This window comes from Hyphomonadaceae bacterium ML37 (genome assembly GCA_027627685.1).
Taxonomy (GTDB): Bacteria; Pseudomonadota; Alphaproteobacteria; order Caulobacterales; family Maricaulaceae; genus Oceanicaulis.
Genome location: CP091241.1, coordinates 1,608,586 through 1,627,383, shown reverse-complemented (window position 1 = coordinate 1,627,383; position 18,798 = coordinate 1,608,586). Strand labels below are relative to the sequence as shown.

Annotated in this window: 17 protein-coding genes; 8 read left to right on the top strand and 9 right to left on the bottom strand. The window is 65.6% G+C overall.

Features of this window, described 5'->3' with window-relative positions:
- Positions 1-26: 26 nt before the first annotated feature.
- Positions 27-2,312 carry a TonB-dependent receptor gene (locus L2D01_07975; GenBank protein WBQ08841.1) on the bottom strand — a complete coding sequence of 762 codons (2,286 nt, stop codon included), beginning with the start codon at positions 2,310-2,312 and terminating at the stop codon, positions 27-29.
- Positions 2,313-2,512: 200 nt separating this feature from the next.
- Here L2D01_07975 and L2D01_07970 point away from each other — a divergent pair, with 200 nt between their 5' ends.
- The 3 genes from L2D01_07970 to L2D01_07960 are packed head-to-tail and all read left to right on the top strand — an operon-like array spanning position 2,513 to position 5,052.
- On the top strand, positions 2,513-3,223 hold the full coding sequence (locus L2D01_07970; protein ID WBQ08840.1) for a TetR family transcriptional regulator: 711 nt from the start codon (positions 2,513-2,515) through the stop codon (positions 3,221-3,223).
- Positions 3,220-4,083, top strand: coding sequence for an alpha/beta hydrolase (locus L2D01_07965; GenBank protein ID WBQ08839.1), 864 nt, complete (start codon positions 3,220-3,222; stop codon positions 4,081-4,083). Before L2D01_07970 ends, L2D01_07965 begins: the two co-directional genes overlap by 4 nt.
- A 24-nt stretch (positions 4,084-4,107) precedes the next feature.
- Positions 4,108-5,052, top strand: coding sequence for an alpha/beta fold hydrolase (locus tag L2D01_07960; protein ID WBQ08838.1), 945 nt, complete (start codon positions 4,108-4,110; stop codon positions 5,050-5,052).
- Here the strand turns inward: L2D01_07960 and L2D01_07955 are convergent.
- Positions 5,049-6,431 (bottom strand): mechanosensitive ion channel, encoded by a 1,383-nt coding sequence (locus tag L2D01_07955; GenBank protein ID WBQ08837.1) that lies wholly within the window; start codon positions 6,429-6,431, stop codon positions 5,049-5,051. The two genes, L2D01_07960 and L2D01_07955, sit on opposite strands and share 4 nt — an antisense overlap.
- A gap of 181 nt (positions 6,432-6,612) precedes the next feature.
- Here L2D01_07955 and metG point away from each other — a divergent pair, with 181 nt between their 5' ends.
- Positions 6,613-8,349: a methionine--tRNA ligase gene (metG, locus tag L2D01_07950; GenBank protein WBQ08836.1), complete on the top strand. Its 1,737-nt coding sequence runs from the start codon at positions 6,613-6,615 to the stop codon at positions 8,347-8,349.
- Here metG and L2D01_07945 read toward each other — a convergent pair.
- The 6 genes from L2D01_07945 to L2D01_07920 form a co-directional block, all read right to left on the bottom strand.
- Positions 8,346-8,714 carry an Mth938-like domain-containing protein gene (locus tag L2D01_07945; protein ID WBQ08835.1) on the bottom strand — a complete coding sequence of 123 codons (369 nt, stop codon included), beginning with the start codon at positions 8,712-8,714 and terminating at the stop codon, positions 8,346-8,348. The genes metG and L2D01_07945 overlap by 4 nt on opposite strands.
- On the bottom strand, positions 8,704-9,687 hold the full coding sequence (secF, locus tag L2D01_07940) for a protein translocase subunit SecF (protein WBQ08834.1): 984 nt from the start codon (positions 9,685-9,687) through the stop codon (positions 8,704-8,706). The genes L2D01_07945 and secF overlap by 11 nt, the downstream gene beginning before the upstream one ends.
- A 12-nt stretch (positions 9,688-9,699) precedes the next feature.
- Positions 9,700-11,331, bottom strand: a complete 1,632-nt coding sequence (secD, locus tag L2D01_07935) for a protein translocase subunit SecD (GenBank protein ID WBQ08833.1) — start codon at positions 11,329-11,331, stop codon at positions 9,700-9,702.
- A gap of 54 nt (positions 11,332-11,385) precedes the next feature.
- Positions 11,386-11,835, bottom strand: coding sequence for a preprotein translocase subunit YajC (gene yajC, locus L2D01_07930; protein ID WBQ08832.1), 450 nt, complete (start codon positions 11,833-11,835; stop codon positions 11,386-11,388).
- A gap of 86 nt (positions 11,836-11,921) precedes the next feature.
- Entirely contained in the window at positions 11,922-12,839 is a 918-nt protein-coding gene (locus L2D01_07925) for a M23 family metallopeptidase (protein WBQ08831.1), read from the bottom strand.
- Positions 12,840-12,909: 70 nt separating this feature from the next.
- The gene (locus L2D01_07920; protein WBQ08830.1) at positions 12,910-13,326 is read right to left on the bottom strand and encodes a DUF6491 family protein; all 417 of its coding nucleotides are present in this window, start codon (positions 13,324-13,326) and stop codon (positions 12,910-12,912) included.
- Positions 13,327-13,528: 202 nt separating this feature from the next.
- On the opposite strand from L2D01_07920, the gene L2D01_07915 reads away from it, so the two are divergent.
- Positions 13,529-14,041 carry a pentapeptide repeat-containing protein gene (locus L2D01_07915; GenBank protein WBQ08829.1) on the top strand — a complete coding sequence of 171 codons (513 nt, stop codon included), beginning with the start codon at positions 13,529-13,531 and terminating at the stop codon, positions 14,039-14,041.
- A gap of 36 nt (positions 14,042-14,077) precedes the next feature.
- Complete coding sequence (locus L2D01_07910; protein WBQ08828.1) at positions 14,078-15,256, top strand: pentapeptide repeat-containing protein; 1,179 nt, start codon at positions 14,078-14,080, stop codon at positions 15,254-15,256.
- A 16-nt stretch (positions 15,257-15,272) separates the two neighbouring features.
- On the opposite strand, the gene aspS is transcribed toward L2D01_07910, so the two are convergent.
- Complete coding sequence (gene aspS / locus L2D01_07905; GenBank protein WBQ08827.1) at positions 15,273-17,192, bottom strand: aspartate--tRNA ligase; 1,920 nt, start codon at positions 17,190-17,192, stop codon at positions 15,273-15,275.
- A gap of 138 nt (positions 17,193-17,330) precedes the next feature.
- On the opposite strand from aspS, the gene L2D01_07900 reads away from it, so the two are divergent.
- Both L2D01_07900 and L2D01_07895 read left to right on the top strand, forming a co-directional pair.
- A complete protein-coding gene (locus tag L2D01_07900; GenBank protein WBQ08826.1) occupies positions 17,331-18,053 on the top strand; it encodes a 1-acyl-sn-glycerol-3-phosphate acyltransferase in 723 nt (240 codons plus the stop codon).
- 91 nt (positions 18,054-18,144) lie between these two features.
- The gene (locus L2D01_07895; GenBank protein WBQ08825.1) at positions 18,145-18,783 is read left to right on the top strand and encodes a TetR/AcrR family transcriptional regulator; all 639 of its coding nucleotides are present in this window, start codon (positions 18,145-18,147) and stop codon (positions 18,781-18,783) included.
- Positions 18,784-18,798: the final 15 nt, after the last annotated feature.

Here is an 18,798-nt window from a genome sequence, read left to right as displayed (position 1 = left end):
GGCGCTTGTCCCCCTCGCCTGCCCCCCTAGTAGCGGAATGCGATAGTGGCGGTGACGGTGCGCGGATCGCCGTAGAAGGCGGTCAGCGTGCCTTCGAGACCAAGGTTCGGCGTGCCGTTGGCGTTCATGAAGTTATAGCCCGACACCTTGTAGCGCTCGTCGGTCAGGTTGCGGCCATGAACGCCCGCCTGCCAGCGGCCGTCATTGGAGTTCCAGACCGCCGAGGCGTTCCACAGGGTGTAGCCGTCCTGATCCAGCGTCGCATTGGGGATCTCGAACTGGCTGTAGGCGCCGCGATAGGCCAGCGTGTTGATGATCGACAGGGCGCCGTTGGACACCGGCACGGTGTAGTTCAGCGTGCCCGCGGCCATCCATTCGGGGGTGTTCTGGATCACCGCCGTATCGGAAACGTCCACGCCGAAGGCGTTGATGAACTGATCATACTGGCCATTCAGGTAACCCACAGCCCAGTTGAAATCGAGCGTGTCTCCAGTTCTGAAGGCGTCTTCGGCCAGGCCCAGGGCGCCTTCATACTCGAAGCCCCAGATGGTCGCCGCACCGGCATTGGTGGTCACGCCCGAGAAGGTATCGAACACGCCGTCATTATCAGTGTCCACGCCGATGGAGCCGGGCACCTGAACGTCGGTGTAGTCATTGTAAAAGAAGGCCAGCGAGTGACGGTACGGGCCGTCGGCGAACTTCCAGCCCGCCTCGTAGGCGTTCACGGTTTCCGGCTCGAAGCGCATGAACTCGAACACGTCAATGCCGGCGCCGATCGCCACAGAGGTCTGGCCGCGCGGGTCGAAGCTGCCGCCTTTGAAGCCCTGGGAGAAGCTGGCGTAAAAATTGTTCGCGTCGTCAGGACGATAGGAGACCGACAGGCGCGGGCTGAAATCAGTCCAGCTTTCCGAGCCGTTGAAGTCCGAGGTGGTGGCGATCAGGGTCGGATTGCCGCCGAAGAACTCCGAGAAGCCGCCGATATAGGTGCGGCGCAGAACGATGGAGGAGCGCTCGTCATGGGTGTAGCGCGCGCCCAGCGACACCGACCATTCGGGGGTCAGATCGTAGGAGAAGTCGCCAAAGATCGACCAGGTTTCAGTGCTGACGTCGCCGAAGGTCTGGGCGTTCAGGCCCGGCAGGCCGATCAGCGCGCCGGTATTGGCCAGCACCACGTCGAACACCGTTGAGGCTTCCGCGTCGAGATAGTAAGCGCCGATGATGCCATTCAGGCGCTCGCCGGTGTAGACCAGCTGGAATTCCTGGCTGAACTGCTCGTTCTCATAGATCGCCGGCACATCGAGGTCAGCGGCGGGAAGCGAGTCAAAGTCAATCGGGGTGACGGAGCTGTCTTCGCGCCATGCGGTGATGGAGCGGAAGGTCCACTGGTCATTGATCTGGAAATCACCCGACAGCGACAGGCCCTGCGCTTCGATGTTCTGGTCGACGACGTTCAGGCCGGCCCGGGTGTCGAACTCGTTGTCGAGCACGGGCGCGCCGGTCAGGAGCGAGGTGATCAGACGGTGGCCGCCGCGCGGATTGGACGAGTCTTCGGTGCGGTCATAGACCGCGCGGATGAAGATGCGGTCGGTGGGCTCGAACTCGGCGGAGATCCGGCCGGCCCAGACATCCTTGTCGTAATTGTCTTCGCCATTGGTCAGGTTCGTGCCGAAACCGCCACGGTTCAGACGCGCAATTGCGCCGCCGACGCGGAACGTGTCGGTGAGCGGCGCCGAACCGGTCAGGATCAGATCGCGCTGCTCGTAGCTGCCGATATTCAGGCGCGCGGAGAAGGTCGGCGATTCGGCATCGAGACGGCGGGTCACATACTTCACCGCGCCGCCGACCGTGTTGCGGCCATAGAGCGTGCCTTGCGGGCCGCGCAGCACTTCGATGCGCTCGACGTCAAAAATGTCCAGAACGGCGCCCTGGGGACGGTTGAGATACACGTCGTCGATATAGATGCCCACGCCTGCTTCGAAGCCGGCGACCGGGTCCTGCTGGCCGACGCCGCGGATGAAGGCGGACAGCGTCGAGTTGGTGCCGCGCGACACTTCCAGCGTCACGTTCGGCGTGGTCTGGGCGATTCGGGTGATGTCCTGGGCGCCGATGGCTTCCAGCTGGGCGCCGGAATAGGCCGTCACCGAGACCGGGACGTCCTGCAGTGACTCTTCGCGGCGCCGGGCGGTGACCGTTATCACGTCACGGGCCGGAGCGTCGCTGGCGCTGGTTTCCTGAGCGACCGCCGCAGCAGCGAACGGCAGGCACGATGCGCTGGTCAACAGGACAGCAGCCGTCGTAATTTTCTTGAGCATGGTCATTGAGCATCCCTCCCTGGTATTGCCCGTGCGCCCAACTGACGGGGCGCTTCGGCGGCGATAATTTCAACGTTGAATGAAAAGTCAACGGCAATTAGACTTTCCTCAGACGTTGAGACAAATCTGTGAGGCGTGAGCGCCACACTGTCCGGACCCGGAGCGACCGTTCCAACTGCTCCCAAAACAAGCGAGGCCGCATGGCAGTCGCCCGCAAACTCGGCCGCGGTGAAGTCACCCGCGAGAAGCTGCTCGACGCAGCCGAGAAACTGTTCGCCCTCAAGGGCTTCCACGGCGTGACTGTCCGGGAGATCGCGCGCGAAGCCGAGAGTGACCCGGCTCTGGTGACGTATTATTTCGGCGGCAAGCGAGAGCTGTTCGACGACGTTTTGCTGCGCCGCGCCGAACAGCTCAATCAGGTCCGGTTGCAGGAGCTGGAAGCCTGTGAGCGCGAGGCCGGGCCAGGCGGGCCGACCGTCGAGCAGATCATCGCCGCCTTCACCCATCCGCTGCTGGACCGGTCGATCCACGGGGATCCGGGATGGAAAAGCTATTTCGCCCTGATCGGCCAGATCACCAACGCGCCGGACTGGGGCGGCGCTGTGATGTCAAAATATTATGACCCGATCGTGCGCCGCTTCCTTCAGTCCATCCGCAAGGCGTTGCCCGATTGCCCCGAGGAAGAGCTGTTCTGGAGCTATCACTTCCTGTCCGGCGCGCTGGTGCTTACTTTCGCCGAGACGGGCCGGATCGATACCTTGTCCGGTGGCATGTGCAAATCCACAGACATCAAGGCCGTCGCCGACCGGCTGCCAGACTTCATCGCAGCCGGGTTTCGCCGTCTGTGCGCGAAGGACGCCGAAGCGCGCGCCGAACGTGAGAACCAGACCGCAGGAAACCCGAACACATGACAGGCTACACTGCCCGCAACTACACAGCGCCCGATGGCGTGAAGACCTGGCACCGCCACTACGATGCGGGGTCTGACCACCTGCCGGTCCTGTGCATGCACGGGCTGACGCGCAACAGCCGGGACTTTGAAGCGGTGATACCGGCTATTACAGCAGCGGGCCGTTCGGTAATCGCGGTTGACGTGCGCGGACGTGGAAACTCGGACCATGATCCGGTCGCGGAAAACTACAATCCCGGCGTCTACGTTCAGGACATGTTCGGCGTCCTCGCCCAGGCCGGTTGGGACAGGGTGATCACGCTGGGCACCTCTATGGGCGGGCTGATAAGCATGATCATGGCCGCAAGCCGCCCCGGTCTGATCGCCGGCGCCATCATCAATGATATCGGGCCCGAGCTGGACCCAAGGGGGCTGACGCGCATTCAGGGCTATGTGGGCGGGGCTTCAGGGCCTTTCGCCGACTGGTCCGCCGCGGCGGACGCCGTTCGCGCGATCAATGGCGAGGCCTTTCCCAAAGAAACCGGCCAGGCGTTCTGGGAGGCGTTCGCCCGGCGCACCTGCCGCGAGCTGGAAACCGGCGAAGTGGTGTTCGACTATGATCCCGCCATTTCAAAGCTCGCGCGCTCCAGCGCGGTGGCCCCGCCGAATCTCTGGCCGCAATTCGAGGCGTTGGCCGCCTCCCCTCTGCTGCTGGTGCGCGGCGCGATCACGGATCTGCTGGCGGCCTCCTGCGTGGACGATATGCGCGCTCGCGCGCCGCATATGGCCTATGCCGAAGTCCCCGATGTGGGCCATGCTCCGCTGCTGACCGAGCCCGAAGCGGCCCGGGCCATAGATTCGTTTCTCGCCGGGCTCGCCTGAGCCTGCGTTTCAAGGATGAAGACCATGCTGCTGCGCATTCTGGGCGCCCTGATCCTGATTGCGATCCTGGTGATCGCCGTGTTCGTCTTCCTGACGCCCGGCTCGTTCCAGGCGTCCGCTCCGCGCGCTGACCTGCCAACCGGCACCGACCGGTTTGTCGAGGCCGCCGGCCAGACCTGGCGCGTGCGCGAGGAGGGCCCGGCGGGCGCCCCGGCGCTGGTGCTGATCCATGGCTTCAGCCATTCACTGGAGACGTGGGACGCATGGGCGCTGGATTTGTCGCGCGACTACCGCGTGATCCGCTTTGACCTGCCCGGCCATGGCCTCACCGGCGCGCGCGCCGATGGCGCCTACAGCGTGACGGACACGGTGGCGCAAGTCGCAGCCTTGCTCGATGAGGCCGCCCCGGAGCGCTTTGTGCTGGGCGGCTCGTCGCTGGGCGGGTTGGTGGCGTGGCGCTATGCCGCCGACAATCCGGACCGGGTCGAGGGCCTGGTGCTGGTCAGCCCCGGCGGCTACCCGATGCATGGCGTGGGCGATGAACCGGCGCCGATCCCTCTGCCCGTGCGCCTGTACCTGACCACCGCGCCTGAAGTGGCGGTGCGCAGCGCCACCCGGATGCTCTACGCGGATCCCGACAAGGTCACAGACGAACAGGTGACGCGCATCCGCGCCATGATGCAGAGCCCGGGCGTCGCTGAAGCGCTGATCGCGCGGCTTGATCTGTTCACCCTGCCAGACCCGGAGCCGGATCTGGCGCGGGTCGAGGCGCCGGCCCTCGTCCTGTGGGGGGCGACCGACGTGATGATCCCAGTGGAGAACGCCGCGCGCTTTGAAGCGGCGATGCCCAACGCGCGCGCCGTGGTGCTGGAGAATGTGGGGCATATGCCCATGGAGGAAGCGCCGCAGGACAGCGTGATGGTGGTGCGCAATTTCCTCGCCAGCCTTGGCGAAAATCAGCCCGATTAAGCCGGCTCCGGCGGCTCCGGGGCGGCGGCGGGCAGCGCTTTGACGTGCAGGTCCATTTGCGGGAACGGGATTTCGACCCCCGCCTCGTGCAGGGCGTCCCATACCGCCAGATAGACATCACTGCGCACGTTGGAGAGGCCCGCTTCGGGGTCCGCGATCCAGAAACGCAGATCGAAATTGACCGCGCTGTCGCCAAATTCCATGACGTTGCAGACAGGATCCTTGTCGGACACGACCCGGGGGACGGTGGCGGCGGCCTTCTGGGCCAGCTCCTGGACCGCGCGCAGATCGCGGGTCTTGTAGGACACCCCGAACGGCGCATGCAGGCGGACGACCCGGTCGGAGTGGGACCAGTTGATCACCCCGTTCATGATGAAATGCTCATTGGGGATCAGCATTTCGGTGCCGTCACGGGTGCGCACCGACACATAGCGCGACTGCATGCCGGTGACCCAGCCGAACGTGCCGTCCACCTCGATGGCGTCGCCAGGCTTGATGGATTTGTCCGCCAGCAGGGTGAAACCGGCGGCGAAGTTCGACACGGTCTTCTGCAGGCCCAGACCTACCCCGATGCCCACCGCGCCGGAGAAGATCGCCAAAGTGGCCAGGTTGAACCCGGTCATCTGCAACGCGATCAGCAGCGCGGTGACCGGCAGAACCACGCCCAGCACTTTGGAGATGATCGCCTTGAAAGCGGGCGACAGCTCCTCGGTTTTTTCCAGCTGGCCGTTGATCGTGCGCCCTGCCAGCGAGGCGAGCCAGAACAGCGCCGCGAAGTAGATCAGGGTGCGGAAAATATCCAGGAGCGAGAGCTGAACCGGCGAGCCGTCATCAGCCACGCCCAGCGGGACCGCCAGCGTCTGCATCTGCTGGATGACCGGCACCAGCAGGCCGAACACGTCCAGCACGGCGATGGGCCAGGCGATGTAGAAGGCCACTTTGGACCAGAATTTCGACTGGATCACCAGGGACACCGCCCGGATCACGATCCAGGCGGTCATCAGGCTGGTGGACGCATTGACGATGGCAAAGGGCCGGTCCAGCGCCGCCAGCAGGATCTGGATGAGGGTCAGCACCAGGAGGAGCGCCAGCGGCGTCATCAGCATGGATGCCGCGTTGATCAGGCGGCGCGGCAGACCGGTCTTGAGAAAGCCGGACGTGGCCTGCGCCACCAGGCGGCGCAGGCGCGGCCCGAAAATCAGGGCGGGCGCCAGCGCCGCGGCGATCAGCACGATCTGGATGCCGTTATCCAGGTTCAGCACGGTCTGCTCGAACCAGTCGAACGCCTCCATCACCCGCGCCTGGATGTCGCCCAGCGGGACGATGTCCTCCAGAGCAGAATCCGGCTCTGTCTGCGGCGGTTGCGTCGGCGTGGTCATGAGTTGAGGGCCCGGGTCCGGTTTCAGCTCCAGACCGTTACGCGATCAGGCCGATTTGTCGAGAGGCGGGGCGGTGTGCGCCACCGTCTGGCCGGGTAGGCGTGCGCGCACCCTGTTCCTATTTTGAAAGTGCGCCGCTATGCATGCGCGCTCACCCATCCGCCTTCAACGGACATCTGCCATGGCCCGCATTCTCGTCACCAGCGCCCTGCCCTATATCAATGGCGTCAAGCATCTGGGCAATCTGGCCGGCTCCATGCTGCCCGCTGACGTCTATGCGCGTTTCCAGCGTATGCGCGGCCATGAGGTGCTGGCCATCTGCGCCACCGACGAGCACGGCACGCCGGCCGAGCTGGCCGCGGCGGCTGCAGGCCAGGACGTCCGGACCTATTGCGACGAGCAGCACGAGATCCAAAAAGGCCTCGGCGAGAAATTCGCTCTGCAGTGGGACTGGTTCGGACGCACCTCGCGGCCCCAGAACGCGGTGCTGACACAACATTTTGCGGCCGTGCTGGAGGCCAAGGGCCTAATCAGCGAAGTGACCGAGCGCCAGGTGTATTCGGTGGATGATGCGCGCTTCCTGCCCGACCGCTACGTCGAAGGGACCTGTCCCAATTGCGGATATGAGAAGGCGCGCGGCGACCAGTGTGATAATTGCGGCAAGCTTCTCGATCCGATCGATCTGATCAATCCGTATTCGGTGATCTCCGGCTCGCGTAATATCGAGGTGCGCGCCACCCGCCATCTCCAGCTGCGCCAGAGCGTGATGGCCGACCGGCTGCGCGCCTGGGTCGACGCCGCGCAAGGCTGGCCGTCCCTGGCCAAGTCCATCGCCTATAAATGGCTTGATGAAGGCCTGCGCGACCGCACCATCACCCGGGATCTGGCCTGGGGCGTGCCGGTCACCAAGGACGGCGCGCCGCGCCCGGACTTTGAGAACAAGGTGTTCTATGTCTGGTTCGATGCGCCCATCGGCTATATCGCCGCGACGCGCGAATGGGCAGACGCCACGGGCGGCGACTGGGAAAGCTGGTGGCGCACGGACAAGGGCGCGGGCGATGTCAGCTATGTCCAGTTCATGGGCAAGGACAATGTCGCCTTCCACACGGTCAGCTTCCCGGCCACGATCCTGGGCTCTGAAGAGCCCTGGAAGACGGTGGACAAGCTCAAGGCTTTCAACTGGCTGACCTGGTATGGCGGCAAATTCTCCACCAGCTCAAAGCGCGGCGTGTTCATGGACCAGGCCCTCGACCTGCTCCCGGCCGATTACTGGCGCTGGTATCTCACCGCCTACGGACCGGAAGGCGCGGACGCGCAATTCACTTGGGAGCATTTCCAGAGCGTGATCAACACCGATCTGGCCAATGTACTGGGAAATTTCGTCAACCGGATCACAAAGTTCGGGGCGTCACGCTTTGACGCGAAAATCCCCGATGGCGGCGAGCCGGGCGAACACGAAGCCTGGCTGGAAGCCGAGCTTGATGCGCGGCTGAAAGCCATCGCCGCCCATTACGAGGCGATGGAGTTCCGCAAGGCCGGCGCAGAAACCCGCGCTCTGTGGGTGGCTGGCAATGAATATCTCACCCGCGCCGAACCGTGGGTGAAGTTCAAGAGCGACCCGGACGCCGCGGCCCTGGGCGTGCGCACCGGGATCAATCTGGCGGTCATCGCAGCCATCGTGGCGCAGCCGGTCATCCCGGAAGCGGCCGCGAAAATCCTCGATGCGCTGGGCGTTCCGGAAAAGAACCGCACCTGGCCCAGCGGCCCCGCCAAGGACCTGCTGGACGCCCTGCCCCGCGGTCTCCCCTTCACCCCGCCGCCGATTCTGTTTGCCAAGATCGAGGATGAGCAGGTCGCTGAGTGGACCGCCCGGTTCGCAGGCGCTGACGGCGAACCAAACGCCGCGCCGACAGCCTAGACCGGCAGCAGCGCGGCGTAGACGCGCCGCGCCTCTCCCGCCAGAAGGTTATAGGCGCGGCAGGCCGATCCGGTATCCATCACCTCAAGCCCGATTCCGGCATCGCGGAACGCCTTGCGCACAGCGGCGGGCGGATGGATCAGCCGCTCCCCGGCGCCCAGCACCACCATGTCAGGGCGCGCCTGCGCATTCAGCAAATCGGTGAAATGCCCAGGGGTGAGCCCGGCGGCGTCTTCCGGCGCATCGCGCCAGGCGCGGGCTGCACCGTCGAGGATCAGCGTCGCGCCATCCTTGCGCACGCCGCCAATGCGGAAGCCCCCATCGCCATAGGCGTCAATCGCCGGGGCTCGCACGTCAGGGGGCAAGCGCAGCGTCCTCTTCACGGCTCTCGCGCTTGACCCCGGTCAGGGTGAGCAAGGGCGCGGCGACGAAGATGGACGAGAACGTCCCGATGGTGACGCCCCAGATCAGCGCGAACGCAAAGACTTCCAGCGCCGGACCGCCGATCACCGCCATGGCCACGATCGCCACCAGCGTCGTGCCCGACGTCAGCATGGTGCGCGACAGGGTCGCATTGATCGCCATATCCAGCACGTCAGGTGTCGGCTTGCTCTTGAATTTGCGGAACATCTCACGGATGCGGTCATACACCACCACCGTGTCGTTCATCGAATAGCCAACGATGGTGAGGATCGCCGCGATGGTCGGCAGATTGAATTCAAGCTGGGTGACGGCGAAAAAGCCGATTGTCAGGATCACGTCATGGATCAGTGCAACCACCGCGCCGACCGAATACTGCCACTCGAACCGGAACCAGATGTAGAGCAGCATCAGCAAGAGCGCGACGATCACAGCGGTCGCGCCCGCGACGACCAGCTCGCCGGACACCTGGGGGCCCACCACCTCGACGCTGAGATATTCCACCGACGTCAGGCTTTCGTTGAGCGCGGCCTGAACCACACGGCGCACCGCTTGCTGGGCCGCCTCGAAGTCCTCTACCGGCGCGCCGGACACCCGTTCGGCTGTCTCAACATCGACCATGGCGATGCGCACCAGCACATCCGACGCGCTGCCAAATTCCTGCACCTGCACATCGCCCAGACCGAGGTCGGCCAGCGCGCCGCGGATCTGCGCCAGATCAGCCGGCTCCGGGGCGGTGGTCAGCGCGATGGACGTGCCGCCGCGAAAATCAATGCCAAGATTGAGCCCGAGGGTGAAGAAGGCGCCGACCGAGCCCAGCACCATCACCAGAGACAGAGCGAAGGCCGCAACCCGCATCCGGATGAACCGGAATTGCGTTTCCTCGGGAAGCAGGCGCACCAGGGGGAAGAAGTTCATGACTGGCAGCTCCTACATCGCCAATTTCTTGGGCCGCGCAACCCGCAGCCAGATCGAGATCAGCAGGCGCGACAGCACGAACGCGGTAAACACCGACGTGATGATCCCTATGCCCAGCGTCACGGCGAAGCCGCGCACCGGTCCCGCCCCCAGCATGTAGAGGACGGCGGCTGCGATGAAGGTGGTTATATTGGCGTCCAGAATGGCCGAGAGGGCGTGGTTGTAACCATTCTCGATGGAGCTCGCGAGCGTGCGCCCGGCCTGCCATTCCTCGCGTATGCGCTCGTAGATCAGCACGTTGGCGTCCACCGCCATGCCGATGGTCAGCACGATCCCGGCAATGCCCGGCAGGGTCAGCGTCGCCTGAAGGCCTGACAGGGCGCCCAGCAGCAAGAAGATATTGGTGATCAGCGCTGCGGTGGAGACCACGCCGAAATAACCATAGGCCAGCCACATGAACACGATCACCAGACCGAAGCCGATCAGGATCGCAATCTGGCCGCGTTCGATGGAGTCCTGCCCCTGACTGGCCCCAACCGTGCGTTCTTCGATCGGCGCCAGACGGGCCGGCAGCGCGCCCGCGCCGATCATGGTGGCCAGATCGGACGCCGACGCGACGGTGAAATTGCCCTGGATGATGCCCGATCCGCCCAGGATCGCCGAACGGATGACCGGGGCGGTGATGATCACATCATCCAGCACCACGGCGAAGCGCCGGCCGATATTGGTCTGGGTCACCTCGCCAAAGGCCCGCGCCCCGGACTGATTGAACGTGAAAGCCACAACAGGCTGGCCGTTCTCGTCAAAGCTCTGGCCCGTGCGCACGAGCTGCTCGCCGGTCACCAGGGCGCGGCGCTGCACCGCCAGACACGGCTCTGTGGGCTCGTCAGTGGGGTAGACCACCACACCCGGAGGCGTGCGGCCGCGGCAATCTGGACCGACATCAACGCCGGACTCCACCATGTGGAAGGTCATGCGGGCCGTGGTTCCGACCAGCTCGATAATGCGCTGGGGGTCGCTCTCGCCGGGCACCTGGACCAGCACCCGGTCGTCACCCTGCCGGGCGATGACCGGTTCAGTGGTGCCCATGCCGTCAATACGCCGCCGGATGATCTCGATGGATTGCTGCACCGTCCGCTGGCGGATGGAGTCAAGCTCCGCCTGGGTGATCTCCACTGCAATGGTGCGCCCGTCCCCGGCATCCTGAATATTCAGCGTGCGGGCCGTCCCGGCCTGACCGCCTGCGCCGGACACGCGCTCGTTGATCTCGTCCAGGCGCTCAATGGCGCGCTCCATGTCCGCCGGGTCCGACAGTCTGACCACCACCTGATTGTCGATCACCGCAGGCGGGGCCGACAGGATGGGCGGCGCACGGCGAAACAGCGCGCGCACATCTTCCTGCAGATTGCTCAGCCGGTCCTGACGCACCTCGTCAAGATCGACTTGGAAAACCAGATGCGACCCGCCCTGGAGATCAAGCCCCAGATTGATGGTCTGGTTGGGCAGAACAGTCCAGGGCGCATTAGCCCGCCCGTCCGAATCATACCGGACCGATTCCGGCACGAAATTGGGCAGGGTGAACACGAAGCCGATCAGAATGACGGCCAGGATCAGCACCGTCTTCCAGGGAGCGAAATAGAGCATGGGCGTTCCGGTCTGACTGGCGCTGGAACTGACGATCAGCCCCGCGCGGCGCGCTTATTCTGTCGGCGTATCGCCAGCGGGCTTGGCCGGCGCCTTGCGGGCGGCGGGTTTGCGCGCAGCGGGCTTCCTGGCGGCCGGCTTGACGGCCGGCGCAGGCTCACCGTCATCACCATCGCCGGAATCATTGGCCGGCTCGGTGCGGGTGCGCACCTGAGTGATCGTGGCCTTGATGACCTTGACGCGCACACCCTCGGACAATTCCAGCGTGGCCTCGTCATCGGTCAGACGCGCGACCTTGCCGATCAGGCCGCCGCCGCTGACCACTTCGTCGCCGCGGCGCAGATTGGCGATCATCTCGCGATGACGTTTCGCCTGCTGCTGCTGGGGGCGCATGATGAGGAAGTAGAAGATGGCGATGAACGCCACGATCATCAGGAGCGTGCTGAGAAACTGCGAACCGCCGGCGGCGGCGGCAATAAGGAAAGTGTCGGTCGCGACGGTCATAAGCGCTCCACGGTTGAGGGGGATTGAACTGCGCCGCGACTATATCGGGGTGCGCCCGCGTTGCAACAAGGCCTGACGGCTGATTTCTAGCGCCGCGGCAATTGGTCAATCGGATTGACCGGGGTCACGCCGCGGCGAATTTCAAAGTGCAGCACTGGCCCCTCGCCCGGGCCGGCGCCGCCCGCGTCGGCGATATGGTCGCCGGCGTTGACCTGCTGACCCTGCTGGACGCGCAAGACCGAGTTGAGGCCATAGGCCGTCACCCACCGGTCCTCATGGCGGATCAGCACCAGCTCGCCATAGCCCTGCAACTCATTACCCGCGTAGACCACCTCCCCTGCTGCGGCCGCGCGCACCGGTTCGCCGACCCGTGCGGAGATGCGGATGCCATCGAGGCGACGGCCCGACACATTGCCGAACTGAGCCACGACCTGACCTTGCAGCGGCCAGAGGAAAGCGGGCGCAGGCGCGCTGGGCGGCGGAGGTGGTGGTGGGGGGGGCGGGCTGGCCGTGACAGGGGGGCGCGTCGTCGCGCCGCCACCGGTGGTTTGACGCGGCGGCGCTTCGGCGACGATCTGGCGCGGCGATCCTGAGACGCGCAATTCCTGGCCGGGATGAATCGTCGTGTTTTCGCTTATGCCGTTGAGCCGGGCGAGCTCGCGCGTGCTCATGCCGTGATTGAGCGCAATGCGGTACAGATTATCGCCGCGCCGCACGGTATAGACCGATGGCCCGGGCATGCGCAGGCTTTGCCCGGCCCTCAAGGTGTAGGGAGACGACAGGCTGTTCTCGGACGCCAACGCTTCAATCGTGGTCCGGCACCGCAAAGCAATCGCGCTGAGCGTGTCGCCGCGCTGAACTGTAACTGTGCGGCCGCAGGCCGCCGCCGGGGTGCTGGCGGCGCTGCCATGGTCAATGGGCGCTGGCGCGCGCGGCGCAGTTCCGCACGCGCCCAGCGCCAACACCACACTTCCAAGCAACAGGCGCCGGGCGCTCTGACGCATGGCTGGAAACCCTCGCCAATGATCCTTAGTCACACTCGATCATGACGCGGGAGCGTTAACCGCGCGTTGACTAAGCGCCCGTATCGGCCGTCTCGGATGAAACAGGCTCAAGCCGCTGATACTCGCCGAGCCCGCAGGCGCCGCGCACTGTCTGGGCCGACTGATCGACCACGCGGATGATCTCGCCCCGGCACAGCTGGCCGCCGGGCACGCGGTACTCGATATAGCTGAACGGACTGGCGGCGCCGAAGCAGCCGCGGCTGACCTCGTTGAGATAGGTGTCGCCGCCCCGTGTGGTCACCAGCCAACGGCTGTCGTCCAGGGGGGTGATGTTGCGGATGCGGGTTGTCGACAGGCAGCTGCGCGTTTCGCCGGTCTCGGCGAATTGCGCGAGGCGTGCATCGGCCCGCGCCTCATCGGACTGGGCGTGAACAGCCCCGCTCAGGCCCAGAGCGATCACGGCGGCGCCCATGAATTGCTTGATCATGACGGTCTCCTTGTTTGCCCACGCCGATACAAAGGCATCGTCGCGCAAACCGCAGTATAGCATCGTTTCAGCGCTTTGCCCGAGGCGCAGTGTGTCCCCGGGATTAAATTGCGCTCATCGGGCGTTCATCCAGGTCAGCCCGGTCGGCGCGAATCTTGCGCAGGCTGGCGCATCAGCCTGACCAAATGCGGGAATGCGCACCATGATGAAACATCTCATTGGCCTGATCACGCTGACGGTCATCGTCAGTTCAGCCGCCGCCGCGCAAAACCCCGGCCAGATCGCGCGCGCCCAGAACGGCGCCGACTGCCCCGGCTGCAATCTGTTTCAGGCCGATTTGTCATACAGGGCGCTCGACCGGGCCGATTTCTCGCGCGCCCGGCTACGTCAGACGGACTTGAGCCTCTCGACCTTCAACCATGCGCGCTTTGACGGTGCAGACCTGGTCACGGCGAACCTGTTCGCGGCGCGCTTCACCGGCGCGAACTTCGCCCATGCCGATCTCAGCCGCGCCACGCTGGTCGGGGCGCATTTCGGCAGCGCCAATTTTACCGGCGCGCGTCTCGACGGGGCCAATCTGTCGGGCGCCGAAATGGCGGATGCGCGCGGCCTCACCCGGGCTCAACTCGCCAGCGCGTGCGGCGACGCCTCGACCACCCTGCCCCCGGGCCTGACCGCGCCGGCCTGCCGGCCTGCGGGCCTTACTGCGAATTAAGTCGCGTCCCACGCCTGTGCGCGCTAGCGTCGGGGCATGATCGTGCGTGCTTTCACTTTCACCGTATGCGCCCTTTTTCTCGCCTCGGCCCAGGCTGCGGCGCAGGAACCGCATCGCCGGCTGGTGATCAGCGGCGACTGCCTGCAATGCGACTTTGCGGGCAAGAATCTCGCCGGCATTCACATTCTGGGCGGGGATTTTTCCGGCACGCGGCTCAATGGCGCGGAGATGCTGGGCGCGCGCATTCTGGACGTGCGTCTCGACGGCGCCGACATGGGCGGCGTATCCCTCGCCGAAGCCCATCTGGCTGACACCTCGCTTCAAGGCGCCTCGCTGGGCGGCGCACGCTTGGACCGGGCGCGCCTGCACCGCGTCAATCTTCAGAACGCCCGCCTTGACGCGAGCCGTCTGGACGGCGCGGTGATGCTGCTGACCGACATGTCCGGCGCCCAGATGCGCCAGGTCAGCGCGGTTGGCGCCATTCTGCGCCAGAGCAGTCTGGAGCGCGCCGATCTGCGCGACGCCGATCTGACCGGCGCCCATATCGTTTCCGGGCGCCTGGGCGGCGTGGACCTGCGCAGCGCGGTCATGACCGGCATGATTATCGAGAACTCCGACCTCACGGGCGCCGATCTGCGCGGCGCGCATCTGACCGGCGCGCGCTTCATCGCGGCGAATCTGTCCGGCGCCGATTTCCGCGGTGCACAGGGCATAGACGCCGACACCTTCCGCCTGGCGTGCGGGGATGATCGAACCCGCCTGCCCGAAGCGCCGGCCCTGGCCGCGTGCAGCGAGCCCGTCCAGATCGCCCGGTTTGTCGCCGCGCAGCGTTCCGGCCGCATGTCCGCCGATCAGCGCGCCCGCATGAACGATGTTCGCACGGCCCTGGAACAATCGCTGGCTCATTCCGAGCGCGCCTTCATGTCGCGCCACCACGCGCCGTCCGAAGCGTTTGAAGCCGCCCGCCAGGGGCTGCGCGCCGCCGCCGAAGCCATGGCCGCTGCTGAACTGGACGCCGAACAGACCACCTGGCGCTTTGAGATGCGCCGGTCGGAAATCGGCGAGCCGCTGCGCGTGATGATCGAACAGTCAGCCACCCCCCCGCGCGCGCCCCGGCGCACCACGCTGAATGCGGAACCTGTGCGCCCCGCCCAGCCGCCCGAACCGCGCCGGGACAGGCCGAGCGAAAGGCCGCGCGACCGGCCGGACCGCTAGGGCCCAGCCTGTCCCGTCAGGCCTTTTTCGGCTCCGGGGCCACCGTGCGCAGGTGCAGTTCGCGCAGCTGGCGCAGTTCCGGCTCGCCGGGCGCATTCATCATCAGATCGCGCGCCTGCTGATCCTTCGGGAACATCACCACTTCGCGCAGATTCTCCACGCCCGCCAGCAGCATGACGATGCGGTCCACGCCCGGCGCGATGCCGCCGTGGGGCGGCGCGCCGCAACGGAAGGCGTTGAGCATGCCGCCAAACGCCGTCTCGACAGTTTCGGGGCCGTAGCCCGCGAACTCGAACGCTTTCAGCATCACGTCGGGGCGGTGGTTCCGGATGGCGCCGGAAGACAGCTCCACGCCGTTGCACACGATGTCGTACTGCCAGGCGTTCAGGCCCAGCAGGGTCTCGTGATCATCGGCGCTGAGCGCCATGAAGGCGTCGGCGTCCATTTGCGGCATGGAGAACGGGTTGTGAGAGAACTCCACCTTCTTGTTCTCCTCGTCCCACTCATACATTGGGAAATCGATGATCCAGCAGAATTTGAAGATGTTTTCTTCAAACAGGCCCAGCTCGCGCCCGACCACGTCGCGCGCCTTGCCGGCGAAGCTGCAGAACGCTTTGGGATCGCCGGCGGCGAAGAACACCGCATCGCCCGCTTCCAGGCCCAGCTGTGCAGCAATTGCCGCTGTCCGCTCTGGCCCGATGTTCTTGGCAATCGGACCAGAGCCCTCAATTTTCTCAAAGTGCTTCCGGTACGCTTCCAGAACCTCTTCTTCTTGGCCCGTTCCGATCGCATTTCCTAACATGCTGAGCATCAGCTTTTTGTCGATGTCAGTTCGGTTCTCAGACGCCTCACGCCAGAAGATATAGCCCAGACCTGGCTGGCCTTCTTTCTGCGCCCAGGCGTTCATCCGGTCGCAGAAGGCGCGGCTGCCGCCGGACTTGGCCGGGATCGCCCAGACTTCCACTTTAGGGTTCTTCTCGATCATGCCGGCGAACACCTTGAAGCCGGACCCGGCGAAGTGTTCGGTCACCGCCTGCATTTTGATCGGGTTGCGCAGATCGGGCTTGTCCGAGCCATAGGAGCGGATCGCCTCGGCATAGGGAATGCGCGCAAACGCCTCGTCGGGGACGTGGCGGTCACCGGCGAACTCCTTGAACACGCCGTGCAGCACCGGCTCGATGGCGTTGAACACGTCTTCCTGAGTGACGAAGCTCATTTCCATGTCGAGCTGGTAGAACTCGCCCGGCGCCCGGTCGGCGCGCGCGTCCTCGTCACGGAAGCACGGCGCGATCTGGAAATACCGGTCAAAGCCCGACACCATGATCAGCTGTTTGAACTGCTGGGGCGCTTGGGGCAGCGCGTAGAACTTGCCCGGATGCAGGCGCGACGGCACCAGGAAGTCGCGCGCGCCTTCAGGCGAGGACGCGGTCAGGATCGGGGTCTGGTATTCGGTAAAGCCCTGATCGGTCATGCGGCGGCGCAGGGAGTCGATGATCTTGCTACGCAGCACGATGCGCTTGTGCAGGCTCTCGCGGCGCAGATCCACATAGCGGTGCTTCAGGCGCACTTCTTCGGACCAGTCCGGCTCGCCGAACACCGGCAGCGGCAATTCCTCGGCAGCGGACAGGACCTGCACGTCGGTGACGCGCAGCTCGACCTCACCGGTGGGCAGACCGGCGTTCACCGTCTCGCCGGTGCGGGCAATCACCTCGCCCGTGACGCACACCACGCTCTCCACCCGCAGGCGCTCCAGCGTGGCGAAATGCGCATTGTCCGGCTCCAGCACGCACTGGGTCAGGCCGTAATGATCGCGCAAGTCCACGAACAGCAATCCGCCATGGTCGCGCTTGCGATGGATCCAGCCGGACAGGCGCGCGGTCTGGCCGACATCGGCCTTGCGCAGGGCGCCGCAAGTATGGGTGCGATAGGCGTGCATGGCGTGATGATCCGATCCGGAGTGGCGGGAGTGTCGTGCGGGCAGGCGAGCGCGGGTTTTGGCGGCGCCTGCGCGCGCTTGTCAAGGAAGGCGCCGCCGTCTTGTGAAGGAGTGAGAACCTCTCCAGCATGCGCGACCATGCGCGCACACCTCTTCAATGCCGGTTTCTGGGCCCTGTCGGCCCTTGCGGTGCTCCTCTTCTCGCCCGTCCTGCTGCTGCCTGGCCGGGGCGGCGTGGCGTTCGCCATTCATTGGCATGCGCGGGCCTTTCGGCTGTGGCTAAAGGTGTGCGGCGTCAGCGTGGAGTATCGCGGGCTGCACCATGTGCCCGCCATCCCTGCCCCGGTCTTCGCCGCAAAGCACCAGAGTTGGGGCGACGGCCTCCTGCAGGTCGCGCGCGATTCCGAGCTCGCCTATGTCATCGGCGACCACATGCTCGCCTTCCCTCTTGCGGGGCGGTATTTGCAGAAGGCGGGCGCCGTCGTGGTGGACGCCAGCGCCGGCGGGCGCCGTGCGCCGGGCGCGTTTGAAGCCGGCGTGGAGCGATTGGCCCGCGAGGGGCGCGCCGCGCTGATCTTTCCCGAAGGCGGCATCGCCGAGGTCGGGACGCGCCTGCGCTACCGCAAGGGCGTGCACAAGCTCGCGCGCGCCCTGGACCGCGAGGTGATCCCGGTGGCGACCAATCTGGGCTGCTTCTGGCCGCGCAAGGACTGGACGCTCACCCCCGGCAAGGCAGTGGTGGAGTTCATGGCCCCCATGACGCCGGGCTATGACGCCGTCGCCTTCGTCAAACAGCTTGAGGACGTGATCGAGACCCGCACCCGCGCGCTGGAGGCCGAGGCGCGCCGCTCCAGACCCTGAATGAGCGCTCACTCATTTTTCTGTTGACGGGCAGTTTTCGTCTCGGTATTGAATGAGTGAACGCTCACTCATGCGCCCAGCGAGGCTCGATATGTCAACGCCGTCCAAGCCTGCTCCCGAAGCCGACGCCATGCTCGACGCGGACAATCGCGGCGTCATCGCCGCAGACGGCACGCCCATGGCGCGCATCGAGCGCGCGGCGCTGGTCCTGTTCGCGGCCAGCGGGATCGATGCCGTGACCACCCGCGCCATCGCCGCCCGGGCCGGTGTCGCGGAAGGCTCTATCTACCGCCACTACCCGAGCAAGGAAGCCCTCGCCCGCGCGCTGTTCGACGCTATCCACGGACGGCTCTATGAGCTGGTGGAAGACGCCATCACCGGCGCAGGCGACGACTTTGAGGCGGCGGTGGCGCACGTCGTCGCGGTCTATTGCGAGGCAGCGGACCGCGACCGGACGCTGTTTGAATACCACCTCACTCACATGTTCCGCTTTGGCCGGATCGAAAGCCCCGGGCGGCCCGACCCGACGGCGCTGATCGTCAAGCGCATCCACCAGGCCATGGCCGACGGCGACTGCCCGCGCGGCGATCCCGAGCTCAAAGCGGCGGCTGCTTTAGGTGTGGTGCTGCAGCCGGCGGCCCACCGCATGGCGGGCCGGTTCTCCTTCGGCCTGTCGCAGCAGACCGATTCGCTGGCGCGGGCCTCGCTGGCCGCCCTGCGCGCCGCTTAAGGCGATTTTCCCTGA

What these genes read in the sequence shown, in the direction of transcription:
- L2D01_07975 (WBQ08841.1), bottom strand. Translation starts at nt 2,312, where the DNA reads ATGCTCAAGAAAATTACGACGGCTGCTGTCCTGTTGACCAGCGCATCG.
- L2D01_07970 (WBQ08840.1), top strand. Translation starts at nt 2,513, where the DNA reads ATGGCAGTCGCCCGCAAACTCGGCCGCGGTGAAGTCACCCGCGAGAAG.
- L2D01_07965 (WBQ08839.1), top strand. Translation starts at nt 3,220, where the DNA reads ATGACAGGCTACACTGCCCGCAACTACACAGCGCCCGATGGCGTGAAG.
- L2D01_07960 (WBQ08838.1), top strand. Translation starts at nt 4,108, where the DNA reads ATGCTGCTGCGCATTCTGGGCGCCCTGATCCTGATTGCGATCCTGGTG.
- L2D01_07955 (WBQ08837.1), bottom strand. Translation starts at nt 6,431, where the DNA reads ATGACCACGCCGACGCAACCGCCGCAGACAGAGCCGGATTCTGCTCTG.
- metG (WBQ08836.1), top strand. Translation starts at nt 6,613, where the DNA reads ATGGCCCGCATTCTCGTCACCAGCGCCCTGCCCTATATCAATGGCGTC.
- secF (WBQ08834.1), bottom strand. Translation starts at nt 9,687, where the DNA reads ATGAACTTCTTCCCCCTGGTGCGCCTGCTTCCCGAGGAAACGCAATTC.
- secD (WBQ08833.1), bottom strand. Translation starts at nt 11,331, where the DNA reads ATGCTCTATTTCGCTCCCTGGAAGACGGTGCTGATCCTGGCCGTCATT.
- yajC (WBQ08832.1), bottom strand. Translation starts at nt 11,835, where the DNA reads ATGACCGTCGCGACCGACACTTTCCTTATTGCCGCCGCCGCCGGCGGT.
- L2D01_07925 (WBQ08831.1), bottom strand. Translation starts at nt 12,839, where the DNA reads ATGCGTCAGAGCGCCCGGCGCCTGTTGCTTGGAAGTGTGGTGTTGGCG.
- L2D01_07920 (WBQ08830.1), bottom strand. Translation starts at nt 13,326, where the DNA reads ATGATCAAGCAATTCATGGGCGCCGCCGTGATCGCTCTGGGCCTGAGC.
- L2D01_07915 (WBQ08829.1), top strand. Translation starts at nt 13,529, where the DNA reads ATGATGAAACATCTCATTGGCCTGATCACGCTGACGGTCATCGTCAGT.
- L2D01_07910 (WBQ08828.1), top strand. Translation starts at nt 14,078, where the DNA reads ATGATCGTGCGTGCTTTCACTTTCACCGTATGCGCCCTTTTTCTCGCC.
- aspS (WBQ08827.1), bottom strand. Translation starts at nt 17,192, where the DNA reads ATGCACGCCTATCGCACCCATACTTGCGGCGCCCTGCGCAAGGCCGAT.
- L2D01_07900 (WBQ08826.1), top strand. Translation starts at nt 17,331, where the DNA reads ATGCGCGCACACCTCTTCAATGCCGGTTTCTGGGCCCTGTCGGCCCTT.
- L2D01_07895 (WBQ08825.1), top strand. Translation starts at nt 18,145, where the DNA reads ATGTCAACGCCGTCCAAGCCTGCTCCCGAAGCCGACGCCATGCTCGAC.